General features: G+C 54.1%; 28 protein-coding genes and 4 pseudogenes. 24 read left to right on the top strand and 8 right to left on the bottom strand.

All coding sequences use genetic code 11. The features are described from left to right. Positions 1-15 precede the first annotated feature (15 nt). Positions 16-768, top strand: a complete 753-nt coding sequence (locus AV059_RS04165) for a hypothetical protein (protein ID WP_228841640.1) — start codon at positions 16-18, stop codon at positions 766-768. Here AV059_RS04165 and AV059_RS04160 read toward each other — a convergent pair. Further along, on the bottom strand, positions 753-1,619 hold the full coding sequence (locus tag AV059_RS04160) for an HNH endonuclease signature motif containing protein (protein WP_079980886.1): 867 nt from the start codon (positions 1,617-1,619) through the stop codon (positions 753-755). The two genes, AV059_RS04165 and AV059_RS04160, sit on opposite strands and share 16 nt — an antisense overlap. Before the next feature lie 100 nt (positions 1,620-1,719). On the opposite strand from AV059_RS04160, the gene AV059_RS04155 reads away from it, so the two are divergent. The 6 genes from AV059_RS04155 to AV059_RS04130 all read left to right on the top strand — a co-directional run bounded on the left by AV059_RS04155 (position 1,720) and on the right by AV059_RS04130 (position 6,175). Further along, positions 1,720-2,661 carry a DUF6610 family protein gene (locus AV059_RS04155; RefSeq protein WP_050038680.1) on the top strand — a complete coding sequence of 314 codons (942 nt, stop codon included), beginning with the start codon at positions 1,720-1,722 and terminating at the stop codon, positions 2,659-2,661. A gap of 56 nt (positions 2,662-2,717) precedes the next feature. Beyond that, positions 2,718-3,563: a DUF6884 domain-containing protein gene (locus AV059_RS04150; protein WP_050038679.1), complete on the top strand. Its 846-nt coding sequence runs from the start codon at positions 2,718-2,720 to the stop codon at positions 3,561-3,563. 101 nt (positions 3,564-3,664) lie between these two features. Beyond that, positions 3,665-4,345 (top strand): hypothetical protein, encoded by a 681-nt coding sequence (locus AV059_RS04145; RefSeq protein ID WP_050038678.1) that lies wholly within the window; start codon positions 3,665-3,667, stop codon positions 4,343-4,345. Positions 4,346-4,380: 35 nt separating this feature from the next. After that, a complete protein-coding gene (locus tag AV059_RS04140; protein WP_050038677.1) occupies positions 4,381-4,845 on the top strand; it encodes a hypothetical protein in 465 nt (154 codons plus the stop codon). A 38-nt stretch (positions 4,846-4,883) separates the two neighbouring features. After that, on the top strand, positions 4,884-5,651 hold the full coding sequence (locus tag AV059_RS04135) for a hypothetical protein (RefSeq protein ID WP_050038676.1): 768 nt from the start codon (positions 4,884-4,886) through the stop codon (positions 5,649-5,651). Beyond that, positions 5,648-6,175, top strand: a complete 528-nt coding sequence (locus tag AV059_RS04130; RefSeq protein ID WP_175055188.1) for a hypothetical protein — start codon at positions 5,648-5,650, stop codon at positions 6,173-6,175. Before AV059_RS04135 ends, AV059_RS04130 begins: the two co-directional genes overlap by 4 nt. Before the next feature lie 116 nt (positions 6,176-6,291). On the opposite strand, the gene AV059_RS04125 is transcribed toward AV059_RS04130, so the two are convergent. Continuing rightward, positions 6,292-7,125, bottom strand: coding sequence for a hypothetical protein (locus AV059_RS04125; protein ID WP_050038674.1), 834 nt, complete (start codon positions 7,123-7,125; stop codon positions 6,292-6,294). Positions 7,126-7,323: 198 nt separating this feature from the next. On the opposite strand from AV059_RS04125, the gene AV059_RS04120 reads away from it, so the two are divergent. From AV059_RS04120 to AV059_RS04080, 11 genes are all read left to right on the top strand, one after another. Then, on the top strand, positions 7,324-7,614 hold the full coding sequence (locus AV059_RS04120) for a hypothetical protein (protein ID WP_050038673.1): 291 nt from the start codon (positions 7,324-7,326) through the stop codon (positions 7,612-7,614). Continuing rightward, positions 7,611-7,925: a hypothetical protein gene (locus tag AV059_RS04115; RefSeq protein WP_050038672.1), complete on the top strand. Its 315-nt coding sequence runs from the start codon at positions 7,611-7,613 to the stop codon at positions 7,923-7,925. Before AV059_RS04120 ends, AV059_RS04115 begins: the two co-directional genes overlap by 4 nt. Beyond that, on the top strand, positions 7,916-8,122 hold the full coding sequence (locus tag AV059_RS04110) for a hypothetical protein (RefSeq protein WP_050038671.1): 207 nt from the start codon (positions 7,916-7,918) through the stop codon (positions 8,120-8,122). The genes AV059_RS04115 and AV059_RS04110 overlap by 10 nt, the downstream gene beginning before the upstream one ends. Then, positions 8,119-8,349, top strand: a complete 231-nt coding sequence (locus AV059_RS04105; RefSeq protein WP_050038670.1) for a hypothetical protein — start codon at positions 8,119-8,121, stop codon at positions 8,347-8,349. The genes AV059_RS04110 and AV059_RS04105 overlap by 4 nt, the downstream gene beginning before the upstream one ends. Positions 8,350-8,406: 57 nt before the next feature. Beyond that, positions 8,407-8,772, top strand: a complete 366-nt coding sequence (locus tag AV059_RS04100) for a hypothetical protein (RefSeq protein WP_050038669.1) — start codon at positions 8,407-8,409, stop codon at positions 8,770-8,772. A 232-nt stretch (positions 8,773-9,004) separates the two neighbouring features. After that, a complete protein-coding gene (locus AV059_RS04095; protein WP_050038668.1) occupies positions 9,005-9,208 on the top strand; it encodes a hypothetical protein in 204 nt (67 codons plus the stop codon). Then, entirely contained in the window at positions 9,201-9,443 is a 243-nt protein-coding gene (locus AV059_RS21470; protein ID WP_228841638.1) for a hypothetical protein, read from the top strand. Before AV059_RS04095 ends, AV059_RS21470 begins: the two co-directional genes overlap by 8 nt. A gap of 83 nt (positions 9,444-9,526) precedes the next feature. Beyond that, positions 9,527-9,922 (top strand): hypothetical protein, encoded by a 396-nt coding sequence (locus tag AV059_RS21910; RefSeq protein ID WP_154020856.1) that lies wholly within the window; start codon positions 9,527-9,529, stop codon positions 9,920-9,922. 152 nt (positions 9,923-10,074) lie between these two features. Then, positions 10,075-10,761 carry an SWIM zinc finger family protein gene (locus AV059_RS04090; protein WP_050038667.1) on the top strand — a complete coding sequence of 229 codons (687 nt, stop codon included), beginning with the start codon at positions 10,075-10,077 and terminating at the stop codon, positions 10,759-10,761. Between the two features lie 43 nt (positions 10,762-10,804). After that, positions 10,805-11,704 (top strand): transcription initiation factor IIB family protein, encoded by a 900-nt coding sequence (locus AV059_RS04085; protein WP_050038666.1) that lies wholly within the window; start codon positions 10,805-10,807, stop codon positions 11,702-11,704. A gap of 75 nt (positions 11,705-11,779) precedes the next feature. Next, positions 11,780-12,166: a hypothetical protein gene (locus AV059_RS04080; protein WP_050038724.1), complete on the top strand. Its 387-nt coding sequence runs from the start codon at positions 11,780-11,782 to the stop codon at positions 12,164-12,166. Between the two features lie 7 nt (positions 12,167-12,173). Here AV059_RS04080 and AV059_RS04075 read toward each other — a convergent pair whose 3' ends face one another. Next, entirely contained in the window at positions 12,174-12,542 is a 369-nt protein-coding gene (locus tag AV059_RS04075; RefSeq protein WP_050038665.1) for a hypothetical protein, read from the bottom strand. 106 nt (positions 12,543-12,648) lie between these two features. On the opposite strand from AV059_RS04075, the gene AV059_RS04070 reads away from it, so the two are divergent. Then, entirely contained in the window at positions 12,649-13,089 is a 441-nt protein-coding gene (locus AV059_RS04070) for a hypothetical protein (protein WP_050038664.1), read from the top strand. Between the two features lie 580 nt (positions 13,090-13,669). Then, positions 13,670-14,494, top strand: a complete 825-nt coding sequence (locus AV059_RS04060; RefSeq protein WP_050038662.1) for an N-6 DNA methylase — start codon at positions 13,670-13,672, stop codon at positions 14,492-14,494. A gap of 74 nt (positions 14,495-14,568) precedes the next feature. On the opposite strand, the gene AV059_RS04055 is transcribed toward AV059_RS04060, so the two are convergent. Further along, on the bottom strand, positions 14,569-15,093 hold the full coding sequence (locus tag AV059_RS04055; protein WP_050038661.1) for a GNAT family N-acetyltransferase: 525 nt from the start codon (positions 15,091-15,093) through the stop codon (positions 14,569-14,571). Positions 15,094-15,317: 224 nt separating this feature from the next. Here AV059_RS04055 and AV059_RS04050 point away from each other — a divergent pair, with 224 nt between their 5' ends. The 3 genes and pseudogenes from AV059_RS04050 to AV059_RS21900 all read left to right on the top strand — a co-directional run. After that, positions 15,318-15,560: a hypothetical protein gene (locus AV059_RS04050; RefSeq protein ID WP_050038660.1), complete on the top strand. Its 243-nt coding sequence runs from the start codon at positions 15,318-15,320 to the stop codon at positions 15,558-15,560. 675 nt (positions 15,561-16,235) lie between these two features. Continuing rightward, positions 16,236-16,400 (top strand): annotated as a pseudogene (locus AV059_RS21905) (ISH3 family transposase); the annotation flags it as partial. Between the two features lie 999 nt (positions 16,401-17,399). Then, positions 17,400-17,688 (top strand): annotated as a pseudogene (locus AV059_RS21900) (IS5/IS1182 family transposase); the annotation flags it as partial. On the opposite strand, the pseudogene AV059_RS21465 reads toward AV059_RS21900, so the two are convergent. The 4 genes and pseudogenes from AV059_RS21465 to AV059_RS21460 all read right to left on the bottom strand — a co-directional run. After that, a pseudogene (locus AV059_RS21465) lies at positions 17,668-18,339 on the bottom strand (transposase); the annotation flags it as partial. The pseudogenes AV059_RS21900 and AV059_RS21465 overlap by 21 nt on opposite strands. Positions 18,340-18,401: 62 nt before the next feature. Further along, the gene (locus tag AV059_RS21895; protein ID WP_154021000.1) at positions 18,402-18,893 is read right to left on the bottom strand and encodes a hypothetical protein; all 492 of its coding nucleotides are present in this window, start codon (positions 18,891-18,893) and stop codon (positions 18,402-18,404) included. 580 nt (positions 18,894-19,473) lie between these two features. Next, on the bottom strand, positions 19,474-19,674 hold the full coding sequence (locus AV059_RS21890; RefSeq protein ID WP_154020999.1) for a hypothetical protein: 201 nt from the start codon (positions 19,672-19,674) through the stop codon (positions 19,474-19,476). A gap of 314 nt (positions 19,675-19,988) precedes the next feature. Continuing rightward, entirely contained in the window at positions 19,989-20,747 is a 759-nt protein-coding gene (locus AV059_RS21460; protein WP_079990725.1) for a S8 family serine peptidase, read from the bottom strand. Between the two features lie 737 nt (positions 20,748-21,484). Between AV059_RS21460 and AV059_RS04040 the strand changes: the two are divergent. Then, positions 21,485-22,452: pseudogene (locus tag AV059_RS04040) on the top strand (hypothetical protein). Positions 22,453-22,676 lie beyond the last annotated feature (224 nt).

Below are 22,676 nucleotides of genomic sequence, written 5' to 3'. Positions count from 1 at the left end.
GTGAGGGAGTCCAAGATGCGTTCAACAGCAGCGTCGGGTGGCAGCCCTGTCGGACAGTTTCTGAGTGTGCTGGCAGAGTTGCGTGACCAAATCGGCGGCCCATACTACCTCGGGGATGTGAACGGTCGGCTGGAGTGGCCCGACCGGGGAGTCTACTTTTTCTTCTCGCCAGCAAGCGACCTTCGCGCAGCGACAGCAGTCGACTGGCGACTCTCCCGGATCGGGACCGTCGGCGTCAGTGCAGGCTCATCGAATACGCTCTGGAACCGACTCAGGCAACATCGTGGGAACGTTCGCGGGAAGTACGCCGGCGGTGGCAACCATCGTGGTTCGATTTTTCGCTTGCACGTCGGACGGGCACTGATCGAGAAGCACGGCTGGCACGACGAGTATCCCCACTGGGGCGAGCAAAATCCCGACGCCGAGACGACTGCTGTTCGCGAGCAGGAACACGAACTTGAACAGCGTGTATCGGAGTATATCCGTGATCTGCCGTTTCTCTGGGTTGACGTTCCGGGCGACCCCGGACCCGAGTGTGACCGAGCGGTGATCGAAGCGAACACTATCGCGATGGTATCGAGTTATCGTCGATCCGCAGGGCCATCGGACCTCGATTGGCTCGGGTATCACTCGCCGAAATCTGAGGTGTATCAATCTGGGTTGTGGAACGTGCGACACGTCTCTGACGAGTTTGACCCCTCTGTCGTGGACCAGTTATCGGCGTATATTTCGTCAACAGAAGCGCTGGATCATCAATCGCGGATCTGAGAACGGAAGTGGTTCCGTAGCGAGAACCCAGTCCGCTCAACGACGAGTCCGTAGGCAATCCCAGCTAGTGGTGCGATTACGGGGACCCACCCCGGTACTGACGGCTCCGCCGAGAAGACCTGCCAGAGTGCAGCATACATGCTGACTACGTAGGCGGACGCAACGGCTGTCGAGAGCCGCCATCGGACTCCGGTCACGAGCCCAGCCAGCGGGAGGCCGTAGAACGCTACGTCACTCACAGGCGGGGGCAAGAAAGAGGCGACAGCAATCGCACAGAGATATGCCAGAACCATCGCTGTCCCCCCGATGGACGCGAAGAGCACCCGACTCGATATAGCACGCTCGTCGGCAGTGTCGCCCTGGTCGGACTGTTCATCGCTCCCCTCCGTCGTCGGTCGGTCGGTTGGAGTCCTCGTCGACCGTGGAATGTGGTTGACCTCCAAGCGGGAGGACCCTCGGGATTGCCCCGCCTGTTCGGTCACGTCAGTCTCAGTTTCCTCAGTCCTTGGGACGTCACTCTGCAGCGGCAGGACTCTGTGGGTGTCCTCTTCGGAACCGCCGGCTGGCTCTTCTTTGAGCGACATTGGGAGGTTCAGACGGCCCTCCTGCTTGACATCGTCCTCGCAGGTCGGGCACACTGTCAGTAGGTTCGTGGTTTTGTTCGTCCCGCCGTTCTCGGCAGGGATTCGTCGCAGGACCTCCAACGCTTCCGAGGGGTACTGCATCTCGCAGTTGGCGCAAGTGTTGTTGTCCAACTGCTTCCGGAAAACAATCCTGTAAGGCCAGTCCGGAGGGTAGTCGCCCCGGTAGCTGTCAGGGTCGTCGTACTGCGATTCGATGCCTTCCTTCATTCTGACAGACACTTCCTCTCGTCTCGGTATTTAACCCGCGGGGTCGTTTTTTGCCGCGCCTGCCAGCTGGGCGCGCCGGTGGGCGCGCTCGGTGATTTCGATGTCTTCTGAGGCACGACACTCTTGGTCAGCGGCGGCTCTCGGCGATGCACAGCGGGCTGATTACATCGGGTTCCTTCATCGCGAGCCCTTCGTAATCGATGCTTACCGTCTCGGATTCACCGTCGGTGTTCGCGAGGACTACTCGTATCAATCCAAACTTCGGAACGTCGAGGTCCCGGTTGAGATTCTAGACAACGACTTCCGGAATCCTGACTTGGACCGGTACATTGAGCGCTTCGAGCAGTACGAGCCGTCGGTCGGGATGCTCGGGGACGCATACGACCGACAGGAGGCGAGACGGTACAACCAAGCCGGACGGGAGCTGAAACGGAAGTTTCCGGAGACTGAGGTCATCATCGTTCCGAAATGCCACGAAGCAATCGACGTAATCGACGAGGACATGATACTTGGCTACCCGATGGGGTATTCTGACCAGACTGCCGAGGAGTACACGGACATCGTGGACTGGCGGGGACGGCGAGTGCATCTGCTGGGGGCAAGTCCGACAAAACAGTATCCAGTGATCGAGGAACTAACACAACCGCGCGTGACCGGCGAGGAGCCAGCCGATATCGTTGGCGTCGACTGGAACGGGGTCCACTTAGCGGCACTTCACGGGGAGTATTTCTCACCACACGGCTACGGGAGTGCGGACCATCTCTCGATCCAAGAGACGGTTCGAGAGAGTTTGCGACACATCCGGTCATACTGGAAATCGCGGGGTGTGTGGCCCACTGCAGAGAGAGACCGGAATCCGCTAACAGCGGAACCGATGGACCCCGTCTGGGCTGCTGACGGTTCGAGAGCGACTGTGAATGGCCTTGAGGATGCGATTGTCGTCGAGTACGAGAACGGACAGACGCTCGCGTACCGGAGCCAACACGAGCGAGACAGAGTGGAATACCGGGCAGGACTCATCCCCACTGAGGTCCACGGCTAGAGCCGACCGGACAGCCTCAGAGAGTTTTGTGACTCCCCGTGGGGCGAGGGAGACAGATGACTACTACACAGACTGAGCGAACTCGTGGCCGCTTCGTACTTGTCGGGTGCGGTGACGCGAAAACCGACGATCCAGCTGAGGCTCGCAGCCTCTACACATCGTCATATTTCTCGGTCAAGCGGTCATATGCTGAGGCCGCTGTCCAGTGGGCTCGAACTGCTGACCGACGAGCGAATTCTTGGGGTGTCCTCTCTGCGGAACACGCGATACTAATGCCTCGGCAGACGGTCGCCCCGTACGACACGGCTATCAAGAACCTGCGTGGAGAACCCATCGAGGGTGAGCCACACTACCGGCTTCCATCGGGCGACCGAGTCGAGACCCAGCTAGATCGGTGGGCGCTCTGTGTCCATTCATCACTGGGCGATTGGCTCCGGCGGCCGTACGCAGCCGATCAGCAGGAGTCCCCCTGTCGAGAGTTGGTTGTTCTGGCCGGCAGCGACTACGTCGACGTGCTGGACGAGCGTGGTATCTTCGAGGGACGACCAACTGCGATTCGGACCGGGCGGGAGACGTACACTGCCCTCCCGCCGAAAGCGACAGTCCGCTTCCCCTTCCAGGAGCGAGACTTCGACGGGATGTTCGATCAGATGGGCTGGCTTTCAGACCGTGCCGAAGAACTCTCGTCGGCAGCGGCTCCAGCCCGACGATCAGAACTCTCAGCCTTTGACGGGGGCTTCGAGCGCGACTCTGCTACGTGGCAAACAGGGCACAGTGGCGTCGACGTCGAAGGGACTGAGCAAGCGGGGCTGGATGCATTCGAGAGCGTCCCTGAGCGGTTCCTTGCCACGAGACAGACGAGTCTTACGACCGACGGTGGGGCAGGTGATCGAGCTGAGTAGCACGCAAACCCACGATACCGAGCTTCTTAACCAACACTCACGACTTCTGTTGGTTAATACGCTGGATCGAGCGATTTTGTGTTCCTCTGGCGGGTGAGAGGATGACTGCAACTGACCCGACTCAGACGCAGGACGGACAGCCAGACCAGCAAGCCGGCTTCGACTTCAGCAAGCCCGGACAGGAGCATGAGATTGAGGTGTCGTACTCGTGGGGGTATGTCGATACCATCTACATGGACGACGACGGCGAACTTGTCCGCTCACAGGATACTGACGGCTACTATCGCAACGACGAATCGTTCGAGTGTACCTGCGGGGAGACATTCGGTTGCGAGAGCAAAGCAAAATCCCACATCCGAAGCGAGGGCTTCCGAGGCCCGCCGGTGCCGGTCGCCGGCCATCCAGAAGCATTGCGTTGGGAAAACGAGACGATAACCGACTTCGGGGGGAATGTGGAATTCATTCCAGATGTCGCGAACACGGCTGGCAAAGTTGTCAGCGGGGCTGACTACCTGATCGCAACGGCCCGGACGACACTGACGCCGCCAGCAGACCACGGGTTCGACAGCTGGGAGCCACTGCAATCCGGCCGCTTGGCGAATCATCGCGGCGACCCACTGTTCTCGGCACGGCTCTTGTCGAAGGCCATCGCGACGCTTTCGACCGGCCATCAGTACGTTCCAGAGCGATACACCCTCTACTTCCGAGGGCACACAGCACTGTACTTAGAAGGACCGGGAGGTGGGATTCTCATCGCTGAGCGGCTCCCTAGTCTCGACTAGCTCACCAATTTTCTGTTCCTCCGGCGGGTGAGAGGATGACAGAACACACATCCGAAGCCAGTGGCGGAGCATCTGAGAACAGTTCTGAACCGACCTTCGACGAGAAACCAATTCCAGTCGTCAAGCCACCATCGCCATTTGTCTGGAAGAATGAAGTAGTCTCTGTGTTCGATGGCGCTGTCACCGTTCGTCCGGAGTCTGCTCGCTATTCCATAGCCGGAAAAGTCGTCGACGGTGCGGAGTATCTTGTCGCGACGGCCCGAGAGACGTTCACCCCTCCAGCCGACTACCAGTTCCAGTCGTGGGACGTGCTCCAGTCCGGTCGCCTTGCCCTCCGGTCAGGCGAGCCACAGTTCCCGCCAGCGGACATGAGCCGTGCAGTCGCAACGCTTGCGAAGCATCCTGTGTACCAGCCAGAACGATTCACGATCTTCTATCGTGGGTGTGAACCGATATACATCGAGGGTCCGGACGCCGGCATTGTGATTACTCCCTGGTGACTCGATAGCGGTTTTCTGTTCCTCCGGCGGGTGAGAGGATGTCCATACACTCAGCGTCGACGCGAGCACAGTCGTTCCAGCATCGCCCGCCAGCGGAGACAGAGCAGTGTTCCTGTCCGATCCACGCCGGCGGAGACCCGTTCACGGCACCCCTCGGGATTCGATTCGCCGATCACGTCACCGTCGAACCAATCGACAGGGACACCGCAGCTGCCGTGTACGAGGCGCATCACTCATATATGGGGTCGCTACCGTCGGTCAATCTCGCCCATCACGGACTGTACTTCCAAGGCTCGCTCGTTGGAGCTATCACGTACCGCTACCCTCTGATCTCGAAAAAGCGCATTCGGTACGGCGTCGACGGCCAGCTCTGTCCTGAGCCCGTCGATATTGAGAGCCTTCCTGCAGAGATTCGATCGACTGCCCGGCGAGTGCTTCCGCCGACGGATACGCCAGTCGTCGACAGCGAGGTAATTTCTGGCGACTCGCTCGTCGAGGCCGCGCGGATCTGCATGGGCGTTCAGATGCCTAATCTTGCCTCAGCAGCGCTGGCTCGCTCCCAAGAACACTTCTTGCAGGCTGACGACCGCGACACTCGATTTCTCCTAACGTGGGTTCGCTCGGATTACGACGGGGCGATGGTTCGAGCACTGAAAGACAAGGGCTGGACCTGTACAGGCTACCGAGAACCAGGGCAGGCAAGCAACCGCGAGGACAAGCCGATTCGAGAGCGCTACAAATGGCGCTTTCTGTGCCCTGTGGACACTGCTAGAGAGCAATCAACACTTGCACGGTGGTCCCGATGAGCAGCGTCCAGCCCGAGGCAACGGCCGAGTACTGTCGATTCTGTGGAGACAGAGCCGATATCTCCGGCGAGGCGTACACGTACGTCCGGTGGCCCGACGAAGTGGATCGAGAGGATGGCGTGTTCCGATTCACGATCTGCCGGGACTGTGCGCTTCAGGACCGCGACAACGTCGAGCAGGCGTCGTCGCTCTTCCACGAGGCAGATCGAGACCATCTCCTCACCTGCGACGTCTGTGGGGCCGTTGGCTGTGGGTCTGCTAGTACTCGCCGTCCAGCAGCGGAGACATATCGACTTGCAAGCGTCATCCCCTGGTCAGTGAGCATCAACGGCTTCGACGGAACAGCGACCTCTTGCACTGAGTGCAGTCCTATCGTGCCGGTCGACTGCGTGAAATGTCCCGACCGGACATACGACAACGAAGTGCCGTGTCTCGTTGAGCCACCGTTTGACTCAGCTACGAAGACGACCGACGATGCTCCAACAGACAGTGAACAGGTTGAGATCGGCGGGTGGATTGAGTAGCCGGCGGTAGTTCCCTGAAACCGGTGAGTCTGATCCGCTGATGAGCAGTACAGAGTGGAAACTGCACAATGAACGATCTTGGGTGCCTTGATGAAAGCGTTGGTAAGTAAGAAGATTCAGTCCTCAAAAACCGCGTATTCTTGAGACTGTTCCCACATTTGCTCCCAAGGTTGACGAAACTTCTCGCTAGCACCGAACTTGACGGCGTACATCGGCTTTGTTCCAGCAGCGTGGAGTGAATCCCCTATTGCGAAGCATTGGTCGTCAACAAAGATCAGGCGGTCGTGGCACTTTCCATTTCTACGTACCTCGATACGGTGATTACTGTTAGAGACTAACTTTTCAGCCGCGTTGCTCAGGCCTTCCTTCTTTCCCTGTGTGAGGATACGTTTCTCAATATCTTCAGAGGTCTCTTTTAGATACCAGATTACTTCTTCATTAGCGTATGCGTCGATAATAAAAACCTCTTCAGTAGCCCGAGAGACCTTATTTTTTGTTTGATAGTAGAATTCTAGCTCATCTCCATCTTCAAATGCCTTCGGAGTAGCTGGTACGATCTGGTCTAAATCAACTTGAGGAAAATCACCGCCCTCTTTGAGGTCTTCTAGTTCATCTACGTAAGCATAAGGCTCAGGGACTTCATCATCGTCTTTGAAGTCTTGATAGATATATTTAAGAATTTCAAAACATAACTCCTCGTCTTCATGATACAGCCACATAAAGAACTCAAGAGTTACTTCTAATCTACTCTTTTGGAGACGCTGAAGGGAGCTAAGGATTATTGAGGATGATTTTTCGGCTTTGTTCAAGAGATTCTGGATATGTTCGTTCTCCTCGTCGTAGATGCCGTAATTCGTGAGGAGGAGAATCCAGTAGGATTTACTGAGATCTAGATCGTTTATCCAAAGAGCACACCTCCCAAGAATGGGCTGTTTTGCGTCTCGTTCCATATCTATAGAAGTGTAATAGCATCATTTAATACCAATTCATCACAGCTCTTACGAGCAGATTCACTGATTCGAGAACCTGAAACATTTGTAGTCTTGTTGAGCAGGTATTTCAGCCACCAATGCAAGTAAAAACCCATCCACAGGGGTAGTGAGCCCCAATTTTGTGTTCCTCTGGCGGGTGAGAGGATGTCTCAGAATATGTCCTGCCGTCGTTCGGAAAGCCTGTCTCAGCCAACCACTCCGCAGTTCGTCGAATCCATCGCGACAACTGTTCGAGCGCAGTCCGGGAGCGCCGATGTTGAAGCGGTTGTCCTCCGTGCGGTGGCCCGGCAATCGGACAGCGTTGCCCTGCCGGATGTACTCGAACTTCGCTCGCTTCTAGACGTCGACGGTGAGCAGGCAGACACGCTAGAATCTCGGATTACGAGTATCATCAGCGCCATTGAAGCCGAACTCGCTGGCTGGGACCGCCGGGAGGTCTTTGCATGAACTCAGTAGGGACAGCCACGCTGGGTGACTTCGGCGCTGGTGGCCCACGCTCGGATGCGTTGATTGACAAGCAAAGCGCGGCACAAGAAGCCGCTGTCGGTGAATGGGAATTTCTCGCTGTCGGCAACGACACGATCGGGTGGCATATTCCCGACACCGGAGCGACAGTCTTGCTTAAACACAGCAACGTTGGCTGGACGCTCGAACGGGCGACCAAACTGGTCGGGACGCGAAGCACACTCGATGCTGGGCTGGAGCTTGCCACCTCATACATGGCAGACAGACCGGAGGGAGCGTCGCCATGGCGATGATTGAGCGCGAGCAGTGGCGCCGCGAAGAACGCCAGCGTGTTGGGGCAGCACTGGCACGCGCTCGCCTCTGGCAGTCGGTTATGCCACACAAGGTCGGCTTCTGGGAGGCCATCGACGAGACGCTTCTAGCTCACTACCCGGACTGTCGGTACAAGCGAAGGACAACACTTGATAATTTCCGGGAGGAAGCCACATGAGCGACCCAATTCTCGACAAACTCCCTCCTGAACGGCTATTAGACGCCGACCACCTCCAGCCAATCGTCGCTGGCATCAACTGTATGCACTCCATCGAGACGATCCAGCAGTATCTCGCCTACGAGAACCAGCACGAGAGCCGGACGCCAGTCCAGTCTCAGCTTCGACTGCGGGCACGCGAAGTCCGTCGCGATGAGTCGGATGCCGAGGAGAAAGCCGTCGCGTGATTTCTGTGCCCCAGTGGGGTGAGAGGCGTCCCACGGAGGGCGCTCTACATACCGATTATGACTGAGAACAAGACAGACGAGACAGCTGCACAGCAATGCGACAGCCTCGACATCGACCCCGAAGCCGTGGATATCGGCGATGGACTGAAAACGGCTGAGGGAACGTCTGCAGTCGCTGTCGTCGGTGTTGACGCTGAGAAGGAGCAGGTGAAGGTGTACTCCCCGTCCGGCGAGCAGACGGTCAATCGCTGGGTCAGCATGGACCTGTTCAGCGTCCATTCTCCGAACGAGGACATCCAAACCGACGCCGACCGTGAAGAGTGGTTAAACGAGACGCTCCCGAAGAAGTCCCGGCATATCGACGGCAACGTGTACCTACTCAGGTACACCATCGACGAAAACGGGAACGTCATCGCGACTTAATCGAGGGTCGTACCAGCCTCTCTTTCGCTTTCTCTCACGCTCACGGTTCCCGAGCGCAAGCGCTCGGGGGACACGCTCCACCTTGGACCGGCAGGCCGGTCCGGCGGTCCCGCTTCTAGAGGCAGGCAAGGCCCGTCGTGATGAACCGGCCGCCAAGGAGCGCGCCATCGGGTAATTTCTGTGCCCCAGTGGGGTGAGGGGCGTCCCAGAGAGGACGTGCCGCCTACCGATTATGAGTAAGAATGAGACAGACAAGGCGACTACACAGCAGTACGACAACTATCCTGATCCCGACGCTATCGTTCACTTTGGCGATGCACCGGAGGCACTGGTCGAGTTGGTCGAGGAAACGCTGGAAACTTCGGAGAACCTGTCGACCTCCCGCGATCCATTGACCGAAACGACGCTACTCGTCGAGGAGGTCGACAATGAGTGACGACCACCTGTTCATCGTTGTCGAGGGTGTCGGGCCAGCTGACTTCCCGGAGAACGAGGCGAGTTCCACCAAGCAAGACGAGGCTGTTGCCCTCGCGAACGATATCCATGATCTGATTCGTGAAGGTACGGCAAGGAGGATATCGAGGGCGTCATTCCGGTGGTCAATCCCGACGCCCACGAGCAGATGCAGGCGACCGAGCTCTGATCGGGCGGTGAGAAGGCAGTTTCTTTAGCCATGGTGCCGGCTGCAACGCCTGCTCAATAAGCGTGCGTATGCAACAGAAAGTATTCATGCTGATTACTATATGCTCAAGTCATGCGTGACCGCTGGCTGAAGGCGTTCTGTGCTTTCACAGCGATATTATTCGTAACTGGATGTATGGGGATTCCCGCTTCGGAACAACCGGCCTCAGATCATCCAGTGTATCTCGAAAACTATGGCAATGAGAGCGCATCGTTCGACATTACTGTTGTACGAAATGCGACGGGGGAGACCGTTCACAATCAAAGTTATGTACTTGACCCCGACGAAGACCGAGAGGTCTACAACACCGATAGAGCGTCTCCTGATGGTATCGAGACGTTTCAAATCTATTGGACTGCGCGTAATGAAGCCGGGCAGGTAACTATCAAAACGAATCAGTGTTATGGAGGCGCATATGTGATGATTCAGGAAGACGGTACTCCCTCATCGACGTACGCGGTTTGCTGAGCAATCTCTCTGTCCTAACCGATACGTGCGCCCCCTGTACTGCCCACTTCTGCCCGATAGTAGACTTACGTCTTCACAAACTCTAACCCTCGAATTTTCTGCGCCCCAGCGGGGTGAGGGGCGTCCCAGAGAGGGCGTGCCGCCTGTTATTCATGGCTACCACAGAATCTAGTAGCGATGCCGCCAGCATCGATGAGAGTGAGATTGCAGAGGCCAGTCCAAACAGCCGAACCGTTCGAGCGCTGACCGAAGTCATGACGGTGATGGACTCGGTTGGTCGGGCACGCAACGCCGACGATCTCTTCCTGGTCAACTCTGGCTCTGGCTCAGAGTACCTTGTCGACGCTCGAACAGGGAGTTGCGAATGCCCGTGGAAGCAGTACAATCCCAACGAGGAGTGCAAGCACGAGAAGCGAGTCGCCTTCGCGACCGGCGAGCGACCCATCCCACAATGGGTGGACGACGAAGCATTGGACGACCAGTTCGGTATGCACGTCGACGGCGAACCTCGAAAAGCGGTCGCTGACGGTGGGGTCATGCAGGTTCGGTTCAACGACGGCGGCGTCACAGACCCCAAAGGGGACCCCTTGGCCGTCACTTCTGAGGACGCGCCACGCACGAAGCGAGCAAAACAGGAAGATATCGACGTTTCCTTTCTCGCAAAGCCCGGTCGCTACGAGATCCATTCGGCGTCAGGGAGCCGGTACGAGGTTGACGTGCTTGAGGAGACATGCAGTTGTCCCGATACCGCCGAGCGATGCAAGCACCGTCGCCGGGTCGAGATCGAGATCGAAGCCAAGCGAGTCCCGCGCCCGGATGGGAAACTGCCCGACGCCTGACCGGGCGCCACAGCGTGTTTTCTGAGCCTCCAGTAGGGTGTTAATGTCTTCACAAACTGTCCAGACAGAGCTGTTTGCAGCTGCACAGGGCTGTCCCGAGTGCGGCGGCACGCTCGATAGCAGCGGGCGGGAAACGCACTGTGAGAACTGTGGCCTGGTGACCGAACAAGACCAGATCGACCACGGGCCGGAGTGGCGAACGTACAATCGGGAGGAACAGAAGCGGACGGGTGCCCCCCGAACGGCCACTCGCCATGACCGGGGCCTGTCGACGAACATCGGCTCGGCTGAGAGTTCGGACATTTCTCCAAGACGGCGTCGACAGCTTGCTCGCCAGCGGCGGCTCCACAGTCGGTCGAAGTACTCCAGCAAGCGCGACCGGAACCTTGCTCACGGGCTCGGTGAAGTCCGACGCATTGCGAGTGCGTTGTCTGAGAGTCGGTCGGTCAAAGAGCAGGCATCCACGTTCTTCCGGGAGGCGCAGGACGAGGACCTGCTAATCGGACGGTCGATTGAAGGCGGTGCAGCGGCCGCTGTGTATGCTGCCTGCCGATGCACCGGGCTCGTGACGATGGGTACAGTAGCTGACGTTGCTCGGTGTTCTGCATCGCACGCTTGGAACTGCTACCGGACGTTTTTGATGGAACTCGAACTCTCAATTCCAGTATCGCTCCCGGTGGACTGGGTGGCACGGATTTGCTCGGATCTCCCGCTTGATGTTGCGCCGGAGGTTCGACAGCGGGCACTCGAACTGGCAGAGCGGGCAACCGAGTCCGCTGAGGTCAACGGGCGACCGGATGGGGTTGCAGCCGGCGCTCTGTACCTCGCCAGTCGGGAGTCAGATATCCGACTCACACAGGGGACGATCAGCGAGCCGTTGGATTTGCACCCAGAGACGATCCGCCAGTGGTTCCAGCAGATCGAGGAACACATCGTTGAATGAGGCGTCGTGACGGGCTGTTTTGCGTGCCCCGATGAGGTGCAGGGCGAGCCCGAAAGCGCGTCCTGCGAGAGAAATATGTCTGTAACTGATACTCCCGAATCGGCGGCACAGCACGACTCTGAGACTGTTCTTGCGTCAGTCTCGGCGCTGCGGTCGCCAACGATGGTCGTATCGTTTGTCGAACGCGTTCTCGTCGAGCTTCACCACGAAGCGCTGGCTGCTCGGTATGTGACCGATCTAGGGCAGGAAGGGAAGAAGACAATCTGGTGTCGGGTCAAGCACACGCAACTGGACGTCGACGCGGAGTATGTTCAGATTCGAGACGATCCACGAGTAGGTGTTGCTGTGGAACCGTGTTCGCGAGCGACGGTTCGGAGGCGACTGTGCCAGTGTCTTGACCACGACCGGTCTGGACGTGTTGATGTCCGGCCACTGGCTGGCATACAAGTGAGTGAGGACTGATCGTAGTTCAGGCCTGTTCTCGCATTGGCAGGCCGAGATCGCCGAGAGCAGCGTACTGACGAAGGACACAGAGATGTGGACAGACGGTCGTCGTCTGGAAGACCTCGCAGCTGCACCAGCCGGCGTGGGTCCCGTTGGGATGCTCGGCCAGCGAGCAGTTTACCGGACAGTCGCCGTCGACGGAGACGAGAAACAGGTCCGGACGACTACCCTCTGTCACGTCGACATCGGCATCGAGCGCAGCGTTCCACGTCGCTGACTGGCGCTCTCGGATCTGCTGGAAGTCGAGATCACGGGTCCCGCTGGGCTGGCGGGATATCCACTGGTCTGGGGGCAAACACTCGCTAATCGTAGTGGGGGACTCGGCTGTTTTCATGGTGAGTCCTCGTACTAACACATATATCCCCAAACAGCAAGAAAGTTGCTATAGAGACAACGAGAAGCGAATTTTGTGTTTCTCTAGCGGCTGAGAGAATCCAATAATGAGCAGTAAATACCGACGTCGCAATCGCGGTCAGAAAAAGCTAAAATGGCGCTGGAAAGATGAGACAGACAACCGGCCGCTGCCCCAATCGTGGGCCGATAAGGGTCGCACAGAATCTCCCGAAGAAGATGAGGTACAACTGTACGCAATCCAGTGTCGGGCTGGGCTTTTGCTTGAGTGGCTGGTTAATCCACGAACTGGGAAGCTACTCAGAGGACCACTGAGCGAGAAGCCGGGGCTTCGCGTACTGTACGTCACCGCTGACGGTGAACACGCGCTGATGAAAGAGCTGGATGCCCGGGAAACAGACGACGGTTGGAAACCGCCCAAGCAGTTCGCCAGTGTCATCGCGAAGGACAGAGAAGAGGCTGATCCTGTTCCCGCCTCCAGTCAAGACTGCTACCGGCGCTTGGCCCAAGACCTGTACGACCTACTGTAGCTGCTGCAGAACGAGTTTCTTTGCTTGTGAGCGCGGTTGAAACGAACATTCAGTGAGCGTGCGAACTTATTGTTGCGGTCTGGAAACTGTGGGGGTATACTGATTGTGAAGTTCAGAAGCCAGTCCGACAATCCCTGCGAGGATGAACAACCCTGCGAGAAGGAACCAAGTACCGTCAAGATAGTTGAGGACACCGATTGCGATGAAACTGCCATACGCGAGCGGTTGGTAGAGATAGTGACTCCGGACACCATTCACTGTCGTGGAGAACAACAACGGAACGACAATTATCCAGAGAGCAACTGAATACAGACTTGGTGGCCCAGAAAATATAAACTCGAAATAGGTACCGCCCACAACAAACACTAGTATAATCAAAAACGCTCTCGGACGGATTCGGTTTCTGAGGGAGGGACTGGAACTCATACTTCATCTAATCTCTATTACACTATTAAAATTCGGTGTATCACTTGATGGCCAATAGACGACCTGTACCAACCAGACCGATCGACGGATAGAATTCCCTGAGCGACGCTAACCGGCAGGCCAGATTTTGTGCCTCTCTCTGAGCTGAGAGAGAATGGCTTCGCCACAGATCGACGTCGACGGGATTGTTGAAACGCTTGAGCAGATCCGCCAGCGCGGGCATAGTGCCCACACGGTCTTTCGAGACTGGGTCAACCTCATGCTGTTCGCGCTTCAGCGCCGGGACGACCCATATCTGGAGATCGTCGACGACTACCGCGAGCGCGGCGATATGGACCATCCCGAGGGACAACGGTCAGTCGACCTCTTCTCGAAAGCGTTCGGTCAGCTCCAAGAGCGAATGGCAGCCACCAATGCGGACGTCCTAGGCGCTGTTTACGAGGAATACGGGATGTCGAGCGATGCCTTCGGCCAGCACTTCACCCCACACACCGTCTGCGAGACGATGACCGAGATCGCCGGCGTTGCAGGCGAGAGTGATACCGACGACCGGCAGACGGTTCTTGACCCGGCCTGTGGGAGCGGTCGGATGCTACTGGTTGCCGGTCGAAAGCAGCCAGACGCGCTACTTTTCGGGCAAGACAAGGACCCGATATGTGCACGGATGACAGCACTGAACTGCTGTTTCCTGAATCTGGATGCCTACGTTATCCAGGGCGACTCACTGACTGTCGAGTTCCAGCGAGCGTGGCAGACCTCGTACTCTTCGTTGGGTGGCAGCGTTTGCGAGCTAGACGAGGAGGAAGTCTCTGAACTTCGTGAGTGGGTGACCGACGCCTTCGAGAATACGGTTGAGGAAGGCAACCAGCCCAGTCCAGAGCAACAGAGGGATGCGGGCTCGAAGGATCGAACAGCTCCAGTTGCAACATCCGTCCCGAGCGAGCAGGCCGGTCTGGATGCGTTCAAGAGTAGCGATTGACGGCTGTTTTGAGGGTGTCATACAACGGTTCGCATACTCGTTCTGCTCTCCCCCGCCCGCTCAATACAGTACAACTATTCAGTAATGGACTTTTTGTACAGAACCAGCTCAAATGCTAGATCTCCAAAGTCGATGGACACCTCCTGCTGGAATTGGAATCCAAGGTTTTCGTAGAACCCACGCGCGGTGTCGTTCTCAACACCTGTGTCCAAAACAAACTGTTCATATCCATCGTGCCGCGCACGCTGTTCAAGCTCGTGGTAGACAACACTTCCAACTCCCTGCCCATGGCACTCAGGATCAATACGCATTCGTGTTAGTTCAGTGGTTTGGCTATTGAGTTGAATGAGGTCCTCTTTCCACTCATTCGGTGTCGCATAGGCCCCCATACCAACAATTGTGCCATCTACAATCGCAACGAGGAATTCCCCGCCACTGTCGAGGTAGTTGTTTTGAACATCTTGGAGGTCTTTATCTGGAATATCTGGCTCATACTCAGGAGTCGTTGCCATTGCAATTTCGTTTAACTCACGGATACGCTCGCCGTCCTCGGACTGAAACCGACGAATTTCAACGGCTGAGTTTCCTTTCTCCGACATATGTGCGAATGAACTCGGGATTTAATTAAACTGATTGATGGAATTACAGGGTCTCTAGTAGCTCCCCAGTTGATATTGGTCAGTACGCACGCTCAACTGTGTGGTCAATTCAGGCCATATTGTCTGAAACCAATACCTTGTGAAGAGTTGTATGACGCCCTGGGCTGTTTTGTGTGCCCCAGTCGGGTGAGGGGCGTTCCAGTGAGAGCGTCCTGAGAAGCACCATGTCAAACGAATCAGACACAGAGCCAGGCTCAGTTGAGAAAGTAGAACGAACAGATGTCGGCTGTAGTATGGAGGCTCGGCTGAAACGAGGAACCGGGACACGAGACGAAGACACTGTGACGATCAAAGCGAAGGGTGAGACTGCTGAGGAGACGATTGCAGATTTCTACACGCTCTTAAAAGAGTACGAGCAGGATATCAGTGGTCGGCTTCGGGATGTTCAGCCCGAGGAAGACGAGTAGGATTCTTGAGCTTGTTCAGACGTAGAGCAACGCTCTGTTCATATTTACAGTGATCTTCTTGTCAGGATAACGTCTGTAATCAGTTGAGACCCTGAGTGAGAACCCGCTATCTGATTTGGGCGTCGTGGGATTGCATCGGACAGTGGATATGTAGGATAGCACTCACAGTCTACCAACGCTGTTGTCTTGACCGACCTGAAGATGTAGTCTATACGTTTTGCGTAGTAACGACTGGCGGAGTAGCGGTCGAAGCCAAATATGTCGATAGCCTCCCGGTCCTCGGTATAATGTGGCTTAAGAGAGAATCGGAGAGAATATCAATAAAAAGCCACATTTCGGCGCTAATTTTGTGCGTAGACGGTCGTTGGGTCGGACTTCTCAATTTCTCACGGCTCGGTAGAGAGTTCATCCTCAACCCGCCGAATAATATGATTATCGCTGCTAATCTCTCGCTGTTCGTGGCTAATACATCAATCACGAATCGAAAAACGCGAAGCAATCGCCACTATCAATCGATTGGTTCGTCCACTTAGAGTTCGATGGCCGCTAGAGCCCGTATCATCGACAGAAACTCTGCCAAGGTGGTCAATCTGTTTCTGGAACGACTGTTGACAGTCCTCGATATATTGGGATCCCGGTTGGGTTCGTTCCGTGCCCGCTATATATGTTTGAGGGTATCTTCACTACGAATACGTGGCAACGCTCCGCCGAGGCGGGTGACCTCTGGTGGTGGCCATTCAAGAAGTCCATCAGTATGGTTCGGCGGGCTGCGTGGGCGACTTTCTCGGTGCGCCGGGCCGTCTCCGCAAACCATCCAACTGTGACCGGTTCCACCGATAGTCCCCGACCGAGAACGCCATCTTGTGAGTGGCTACGCTGGCGCTGTCGGCGGCTGGTCTCCCCCGCCAGCTCTGTCTTCGATTAGTGTTGTTCAACCGTTATCGACGATTATCACGACAGAACAGGCAACTCAAATCAGGCTAACTAACGATACTTTGTGAGGAACTGATCTTGATTATTGCGAACATCGGCGGAAGTATCGACACTGCAACTAGTAGTAGGTATGCCTGCGATGCTAATTGGGGGCGGTGTAGACTGAGCCCCATTACGAGGAGAACCACTTGAAGACAACAAATTACAGAACATAGCAACACCTTGGGAGTAGAAGAAACAGCTTCCAGATTAATATTGTTCCTTAGTCGAGTTCCCCACCAATATAGGGGGATTCCTAGTAATGTACCAGTACCAGTCGCAAACACTCTTGGATAAATATATCGTAGAGAGATCCCTGGTGTCATCGTTTGTACTGTCTGAACACCGGTAGCCACAAGTGGTAGCAATAGTATACCGAAAATACCAGTAATAAGCCATTGATCCCGTTTAGATGAGACAAATCCTAAAGTAAATGCGAGCGAAACTCCTGATGGTACTAAAACCCATATATATGTGCTGTTGTTAAGAACGGCTCCTATCCAATGTGGCAAGTAAGAGAATTCCTTCATCATTACACCTAATAGAACAACAGAACTGATTGTGAATAGTAATGGTATTATTGACACTTTCAGAGAGTTATTATTGCGAAAGATGATACCGAGTGATACTGCTCCTACTGCAATGTATGGGATCCCCATTTGAATTAATGTGGTCCCTGCCGATATAGATGTAGTATAGAATATGATCATACCACCACTAAATCCGAGCAACCCGGCAAGTAGGAGCGCTAGTGAGATGGTTTTTGATTTCATATGACATTGTTGGCTGCGGTTCCTTATCAACTTTCTCCAAGAGGGTGTCATAGAACAGTTCCCACGCCAAAGAGCAGGGTGAACGCTGAGATGGATGAGTCCAGCGACCCTGCAAGATGATCCTTCGGTAGAGTCGTTTTTCAATGTCGCGGAGACCGAGACGCTAGCGTTGTTTGAGCATCTCTCCTTCGAGTTTCTCGAAGATTTCGACGTGTTCGCCCCGGCGGAGACGGGGCGAACACGAGCCTCCAGAGATGATGTGTGCCTTCCTTCATTGCTACTATCACGACATCTACGGGATTCGCCCGGTTGAGGAGGAGCTTCGGAATACGGTTGTCTGGCTTAGCTGTGGGTTCGATCGACCGCCGTCGAGAGACGTGATCGTAGGGCTTGTTGATGCAGTGCTTAATCAACGGACGGATCCTGAGCTCTTCTCGGAGGTGCTCACGGAACCATGTACCGTCAAATCCTCTATCGGCGGTGAGGATCTGCAACTCGCCCGCGTGCCTGCGGGCAAGTTGCTTGCAGATATCGGCGTTACTCCCTTCCCGAGTGGTCGTGCAGTGCAGGTCAAGGATAGCGTTCGTCTCTGTATCGATGAGTTTCGTGGCTTTGAGATCTTGTACTTCGTATTTCGTCTTATTGCAGTACGAGCGGCTCGCAGGCGACCGCTCGAAGAATGTGGCGTCAATAGCTCCGATCGGTCCAGTGTCGTGAAGATCAGCGGACTGTTGGAGAAGGGTCCGGCAAGCCGCCATCCTAATTCTATCGAAAGCGAGACATAACGTAGATGGATGCGGAAGATCGGCCGTTTTGAGGCCGATATCCCGCGATATTTGTGGCATCTCTTTCAGACGGTCGATTGTCATTCGGTAGGTCGTATCGAGGTAAATCCGTAGACAGTGGATGGAAATCATCGCTGCATCGGTGAACCCGCCGCCCCCTTCTGGGGCGGCAGGTTCATCCCAATCATCGCCAGTTCTTTTGGCTGCGAAGTTAACTCGCTTAGTGAAGCGGGAGATTAGGGTAGGCACATTCCAAAGTCTCCTGCTCCAACGTCGTCATTCTGCCGACCTGATCCGACGCCGTCTAGTGATTAATCGCGGCCATATATCGAGTCAATATGATTACGAATGTCTGTTGTATTACATGAGCTAAATCGGTTTTTCAAGAAAGGCTGAAGTTCGTTGTTATGGCACGTGTCAATATCATAACGTGAGACGGTAGTGTATTCAGCTAACCCCCAATTCTCCGCATGCTCATGAGTCGCATCATATAAATGACCGACTTCGTGTGTTGAGGCTTTTTCGTCACCATCCTGGGTTATATATGCGATTGCATTATCCTGCCCAGCGGATCCTATTGTATGAACTTGGCCACCAACTTCTAATTGATATTGCCGCGTATCCAAGACAACAACACCGTTAGTATTGTCACTAAGGATGTCTTGAATAGTTGAATTATTCTTTAATTGATCAAGAGCATCATCTGGTGAATCTGGGTCGCTGAGAGAGACTGTTTGACCAGGCGTTGAAGTAGAGAGTAGATATTCACAAGATCCATCTTCAATATCCCTTTGACCATACATCAGCAACGGTGTTTGAGTGTGACTGTGGATCTCTATTGTCTCCCTTTTCAGTAGTAATAAATGCTACATTATTAGCTATACAACCTACACTGTTTGTACCTGCTCGTGGTGTCTTGTTTGGGTTGGACGGATTTGCCAGTGCGCTCTTCCGCTACAGCGATTGCATTTATACTTGGGATTTCGGTAACATCTCGCTCAACTGTTTCTGAGGAGATGAATTTGTCTGCCGAAGATCCTTGCCTCTTCGCCCGAACTCTGGCATTGATAACGTCTTGACCAAGGCGGCTATTTTTAGGGAGTAGATGTTTATCTCTATGCGCAAATAATTTTATCACTCCATGATTAGTTATGTCTATTGAGGCCGGATTCTTAGTAGAACTGAGTTCTACTGTTTTACTGCTTTGTTCTGGAACCGTAGTAGATTCTCCATTGATATCCAGGGATATGTTCCTGTTACTTCGACTTAGCTTAAGTTTTTGAACATCCTTACTAGATGCTTCTACATGTTGTAGTCCGGAGAGATCCGTAATATCAACTGAATCGTTTTTTCCAGTTTGGATAGCCCCATCTTCACGATATGCTAAAATTTGGTCATCTGAATAGAAATACGGCGATCATTGTAATCACGAATATATCCCTTTTTTTCTGTGATGATTGGAGGGTAGCGAAGTATATCTGCTTCACTTCTTAAACGGTCATCGTTTATACTAACCCCAATAACTAGCTGCTCAGATTTTTTAATATCTTCTGTTGATTCTGCCGATACTGTATCTACAGCCATTGGGAAGAGGTAGCCGATCCAGCTGCTTGTATGAAGTTCGTCGTTTCATAGCTTTGAACTACAATCAGCAATTTAAACCCAAACCATATAGTCTTTTTTCTGTCATGATTATCCGTCATAGAATGTCCTCAGAAGCACTAACCAATCAATCTTACAAGCGTACGGTGTTATATCATGCTGTGTACATCTAATCTTGCAAATTCAAGTATATGCCATAATAATATTTGACATAATATTCTATGCCAATACCAAGATCTCAGTAGGCCTCTACTGCGCTAATCACGCTGTTCACCGAAAATAACGGTATAAATTACTTATTGTGGACTAGAAACACGTTCAAATTGACCTAATCGCGTCGATACGCCCTGCTCCAAGCCCAGCAGTGTTTTCTCCCGAGAGTTCAACTGCACCTTTTTCGATAGCTTGCTTGACACGCGGGGATGGAGCCCTGGCGCGATTTCGCGGATGAGACAGGCAAGTCCGGTCACTTGGGGGGCTGCCATTGATGTGCCAGCATTGTAGCCGTATTGTTCGCCTCCGATATACTTGGGTAGTGACGATAGAATACCCCATTCGGAGATATCTGCGTTCCACGTTTTTTCTTGTGTGTCATACCCACCACCTGGCGCAGCGACATCGATGACATTGTCCCCATAGTTAGAGTCGTGTCTACGTTTGTCGTTTGGCCGGTTTGCGGCAACACTGATCACGCCTCTGTTCGCTGAGGGGAGTTCATATGGAGGATCCTGGTGAAAATCCGCTCCCTGATCTCCTCCAGCAACAACGACAACAGTGCCTTGTTTGACCGCGTGCTGAATCACACGTCGAAACGCGGAAAACAATCTCTGTCGTGTTACAGAGGCGGAAAGCGGTCCTGCTTCCAAGACTGATGTTGACCACGTCAGCCCCAATCTCGACGGCATAGTCAGCGCGTGCAGCGTATCAGCTACGGTTATCTGTTTCACAGAGGAGTGGTCACTGATTTGTCTGTAAAACATCGTCCGAAGTGGAACTATCGTTGTAGCGGGTGCAGTGCCGATAATTCCGGAGTCGGTACCATTGGCAGCGGCAATCCCCGCAACACATGGGTGCCATGCCCGTCGATATCAGCTCCGACCGGCAGTTCGACCGTATCCCTACCGAACTCTCCATCTTCATGTGGTCTGATAAGTATCTGTCCGGCGTGGATTTGGCCGTTCGGAACAATCGGCCTTGTTCCAAATCAACCCTCGATTCAAGATCTGGATGGGAGGGACTAACACCAGTGTCAATAACCGCAAGCGTGGGTCCCATCACCAGTGGCGATGTCGTGAGCGGCGAACGTATTTGTCAGTTCCTTGTCCCACTGCTGTTCAGACAGTGATGTTGTATCCGAGACAGACCCTTCGTCTGCTGTGTGAGATTGCCGACCTCAAAGGTCTGGTTTGCAACAGCATCATTGACGGTGGGGAGTGACCGAAGGTCGTCTTCGCTGTCTCTAGGACCCACAATTAGAACGAGTGAGCCTCCTGCCAACTCCTGCAGTACTCTATACCCTCTACTTGCAAGCCGATCACCTAGGCCTTCCCATCGCCAAGGACAATATACACTTCTTTGTTATTGACCATTGACTGGTCGTCTGCAAGTCCAGTCCCAGCAGTACCTATGGCGGCACTACCTGCGGCAATGCTTTCAAGAAATGATCGTCTTGTGAACACTATATCGTGTGACATTCCGCGTGGTTGTTTGTATAGGTATCGTTCCGAATCGCGGTTTATGTCTTGGTCAAATATAAAATTAAATACCTTATCAACACATGAGCAAGAGTTGTATGGACATAGATGTAGTAGATACCCTCCGACAACCAGAATATACTGGCGAGAACCGGTGTGAGCCATGTACAGCCCTCAATCTAGCTATTGCAACGATACTTGGATCTACTATCGCCCGGAAATCAAAATTGGGTGGGATCGTTGGATTCGGTATCTCAGTCGGGTTGATCTATCTGCGCGGCTACCTCGTGCCAGGAACCCCGACACTCACTAAGCGGTATCTTCCTACAGAGGTGCTCCGCTGGTTTGGGAAAGACCCGGAACCCGAGCTGGCTACGGGCTTTGCCGACATCGAGACTGGTGATGACACGTCCTCCAACAGAGCAGCTGTTGGAACCGGGAGTGAGGAGACAGCTGACACAGAAGTGGCTACTGACGACATTGCAACTAACGGACATCACACATCAGCGGATAACCAACCACCATCGGAGGATGATCTTGAACTATTCTTCACTGACCACGGCATACTCGAACCGTGCCCTGATTCAGATGATCTTTGTCTCACAGACTCCTTTGAGACCGCTTGGATAGACGAGGTTGATTCGCTGAATACGACGGAAATCACGGCAGCGTTAATTACGGATACTATTGGGATCGAAACTGAGGGCAAAGAGTTCGAACTCACTGAACAAGGTGATACCAGAATATTACAGACTAATGACCGACTGGTCTCACAGTGGCCCTCCAAAGCAGCGCTTCTCGCGATATCGCCGCCTGTCACGTACTTCGGTCAGAGCTCACTGGCTGGAGCGACTATCGGCTTGAAAAGAAGGGCCAGATTCTCAATGCGCTCCGAATGTTCATCGAAATCTGCCCGACAACAGGCGGAGACATTCAAATGGGTGAAGAAGTCGTAGAATCTTGCTGTAGTTCACATAAGGTGGTTGCTGTTACTTGCGAGGAGTCCGGTGAGCGACTTTTCGAACATCCACTCCCTGAGGACGATGCAAAGGAGCATCCGTCCTAGTACCTTAATTTCCAGACAAGATGGTTAGATAAAAGGATTGACTGAGGATATATAGGATCGTTTGAGTGAAAGATTGATACCAGCAACGATGGGAGTGTCGAATGTGGATAAGAAAGAGACTGCAATTTGTATACATATTGTAGGAGTTGCCGCAATAGTGTTAGGACTCATTGCACATGGATTGGTCGATCAAACGAGACTCGGATTGGTCTTAATAGGAGGTG

Origin of the sequence: Haloarcula sp. CBA1127, assembly GCF_001485575.1 — an archaeon.
Taxonomy (GTDB): domain Archaea; phylum Halobacteriota; class Halobacteria; order Halobacteriales; family Haloarculaceae; genus Haloarcula.
Note: the sequence above shows the minus strand (reverse complement) of the source record. Positions and strands in the feature narration are given on the sequence as shown.

Excerpts from the sequence above, each read along its gene's own strand:
- AV059_RS04165 (WP_228841640.1), top strand. The coding sequence starts at position 16 with ATGCGTTCAACAGCAGCGTCGGGTGGCAGCCCTGTCGGACAGTTTCTG.
- AV059_RS04160 (WP_079980886.1), bottom strand. The coding sequence starts at position 1,619 with ATGAAGGAAGGCATCGAATCGCAGTACGACGACCCTGACAGCTACCGG.
- AV059_RS04155 (WP_050038680.1), top strand. The coding sequence starts at position 1,720 with ATGTCTTCTGAGGCACGACACTCTTGGTCAGCGGCGGCTCTCGGCGAT.
- AV059_RS04150 (WP_050038679.1), top strand. The coding sequence starts at position 2,718 with ATGACTACTACACAGACTGAGCGAACTCGTGGCCGCTTCGTACTTGTC.
- AV059_RS04145 (WP_050038678.1), top strand. The coding sequence starts at position 3,665 with ATGACTGCAACTGACCCGACTCAGACGCAGGACGGACAGCCAGACCAG.
- AV059_RS04140 (WP_050038677.1), top strand. The coding sequence starts at position 4,381 with ATGACAGAACACACATCCGAAGCCAGTGGCGGAGCATCTGAGAACAGT.
- AV059_RS04135 (WP_050038676.1), top strand. The coding sequence starts at position 4,884 with ATGTCCATACACTCAGCGTCGACGCGAGCACAGTCGTTCCAGCATCGC.
- AV059_RS04130 (WP_175055188.1), top strand. The coding sequence starts at position 5,648 with ATGAGCAGCGTCCAGCCCGAGGCAACGGCCGAGTACTGTCGATTCTGT.
- AV059_RS04125 (WP_050038674.1), bottom strand. The coding sequence starts at position 7,125 with ATGGAACGAGACGCAAAACAGCCCATTCTTGGGAGGTGTGCTCTTTGG.
- AV059_RS04120 (WP_050038673.1), top strand. The coding sequence starts at position 7,324 with ATGTCCTGCCGTCGTTCGGAAAGCCTGTCTCAGCCAACCACTCCGCAG.
- AV059_RS04115 (WP_050038672.1), top strand. The coding sequence starts at position 7,611 with ATGAACTCAGTAGGGACAGCCACGCTGGGTGACTTCGGCGCTGGTGGC.
- AV059_RS04110 (WP_050038671.1), top strand. The coding sequence starts at position 7,916 with ATGGCGATGATTGAGCGCGAGCAGTGGCGCCGCGAAGAACGCCAGCGT.
- AV059_RS04105 (WP_050038670.1), top strand. The coding sequence starts at position 8,119 with ATGAGCGACCCAATTCTCGACAAACTCCCTCCTGAACGGCTATTAGAC.
- AV059_RS04100 (WP_050038669.1), top strand. The coding sequence starts at position 8,407 with ATGACTGAGAACAAGACAGACGAGACAGCTGCACAGCAATGCGACAGC.
- AV059_RS04095 (WP_050038668.1), top strand. The coding sequence starts at position 9,005 with ATGAGTAAGAATGAGACAGACAAGGCGACTACACAGCAGTACGACAAC.
- AV059_RS21470 (WP_228841638.1), top strand. The coding sequence starts at position 9,201 with ATGAGTGACGACCACCTGTTCATCGTTGTCGAGGGTGTCGGGCCAGCT.
- AV059_RS21910 (WP_154020856.1), top strand. The coding sequence starts at position 9,527 with ATGCGTGACCGCTGGCTGAAGGCGTTCTGTGCTTTCACAGCGATATTA.
- AV059_RS04090 (WP_050038667.1), top strand. The coding sequence starts at position 10,075 with ATGGCTACCACAGAATCTAGTAGCGATGCCGCCAGCATCGATGAGAGT.
- AV059_RS04085 (WP_050038666.1), top strand. The coding sequence starts at position 10,805 with ATGTCTTCACAAACTGTCCAGACAGAGCTGTTTGCAGCTGCACAGGGC.
- AV059_RS04080 (WP_050038724.1), top strand. The coding sequence starts at position 11,780 with ATGTCTGTAACTGATACTCCCGAATCGGCGGCACAGCACGACTCTGAG.
- AV059_RS04075 (WP_050038665.1), bottom strand. The coding sequence starts at position 12,542 with ATGAAAACAGCCGAGTCCCCCACTACGATTAGCGAGTGTTTGCCCCCA.
- AV059_RS04070 (WP_050038664.1), top strand. The coding sequence starts at position 12,649 with ATGAGCAGTAAATACCGACGTCGCAATCGCGGTCAGAAAAAGCTAAAA.
- AV059_RS04060 (WP_050038662.1), top strand. The coding sequence starts at position 13,670 with ATGGCTTCGCCACAGATCGACGTCGACGGGATTGTTGAAACGCTTGAG.
- AV059_RS04055 (WP_050038661.1), bottom strand. The coding sequence starts at position 15,093 with ATGTCGGAGAAAGGAAACTCAGCCGTTGAAATTCGTCGGTTTCAGTCC.
- AV059_RS04050 (WP_050038660.1), top strand. The coding sequence starts at position 15,318 with ATGTCAAACGAATCAGACACAGAGCCAGGCTCAGTTGAGAAAGTAGAA.
- AV059_RS21895 (WP_154021000.1), bottom strand. The coding sequence starts at position 18,893 with ATGTATGGTCAAAGGGATATTGAAGATGGATCTTGTGAATATCTACTC.
- AV059_RS21890 (WP_154020999.1), bottom strand. The coding sequence starts at position 19,674 with ATGGCTGTAGATACAGTATCGGCAGAATCAACAGAAGATATTAAAAAA.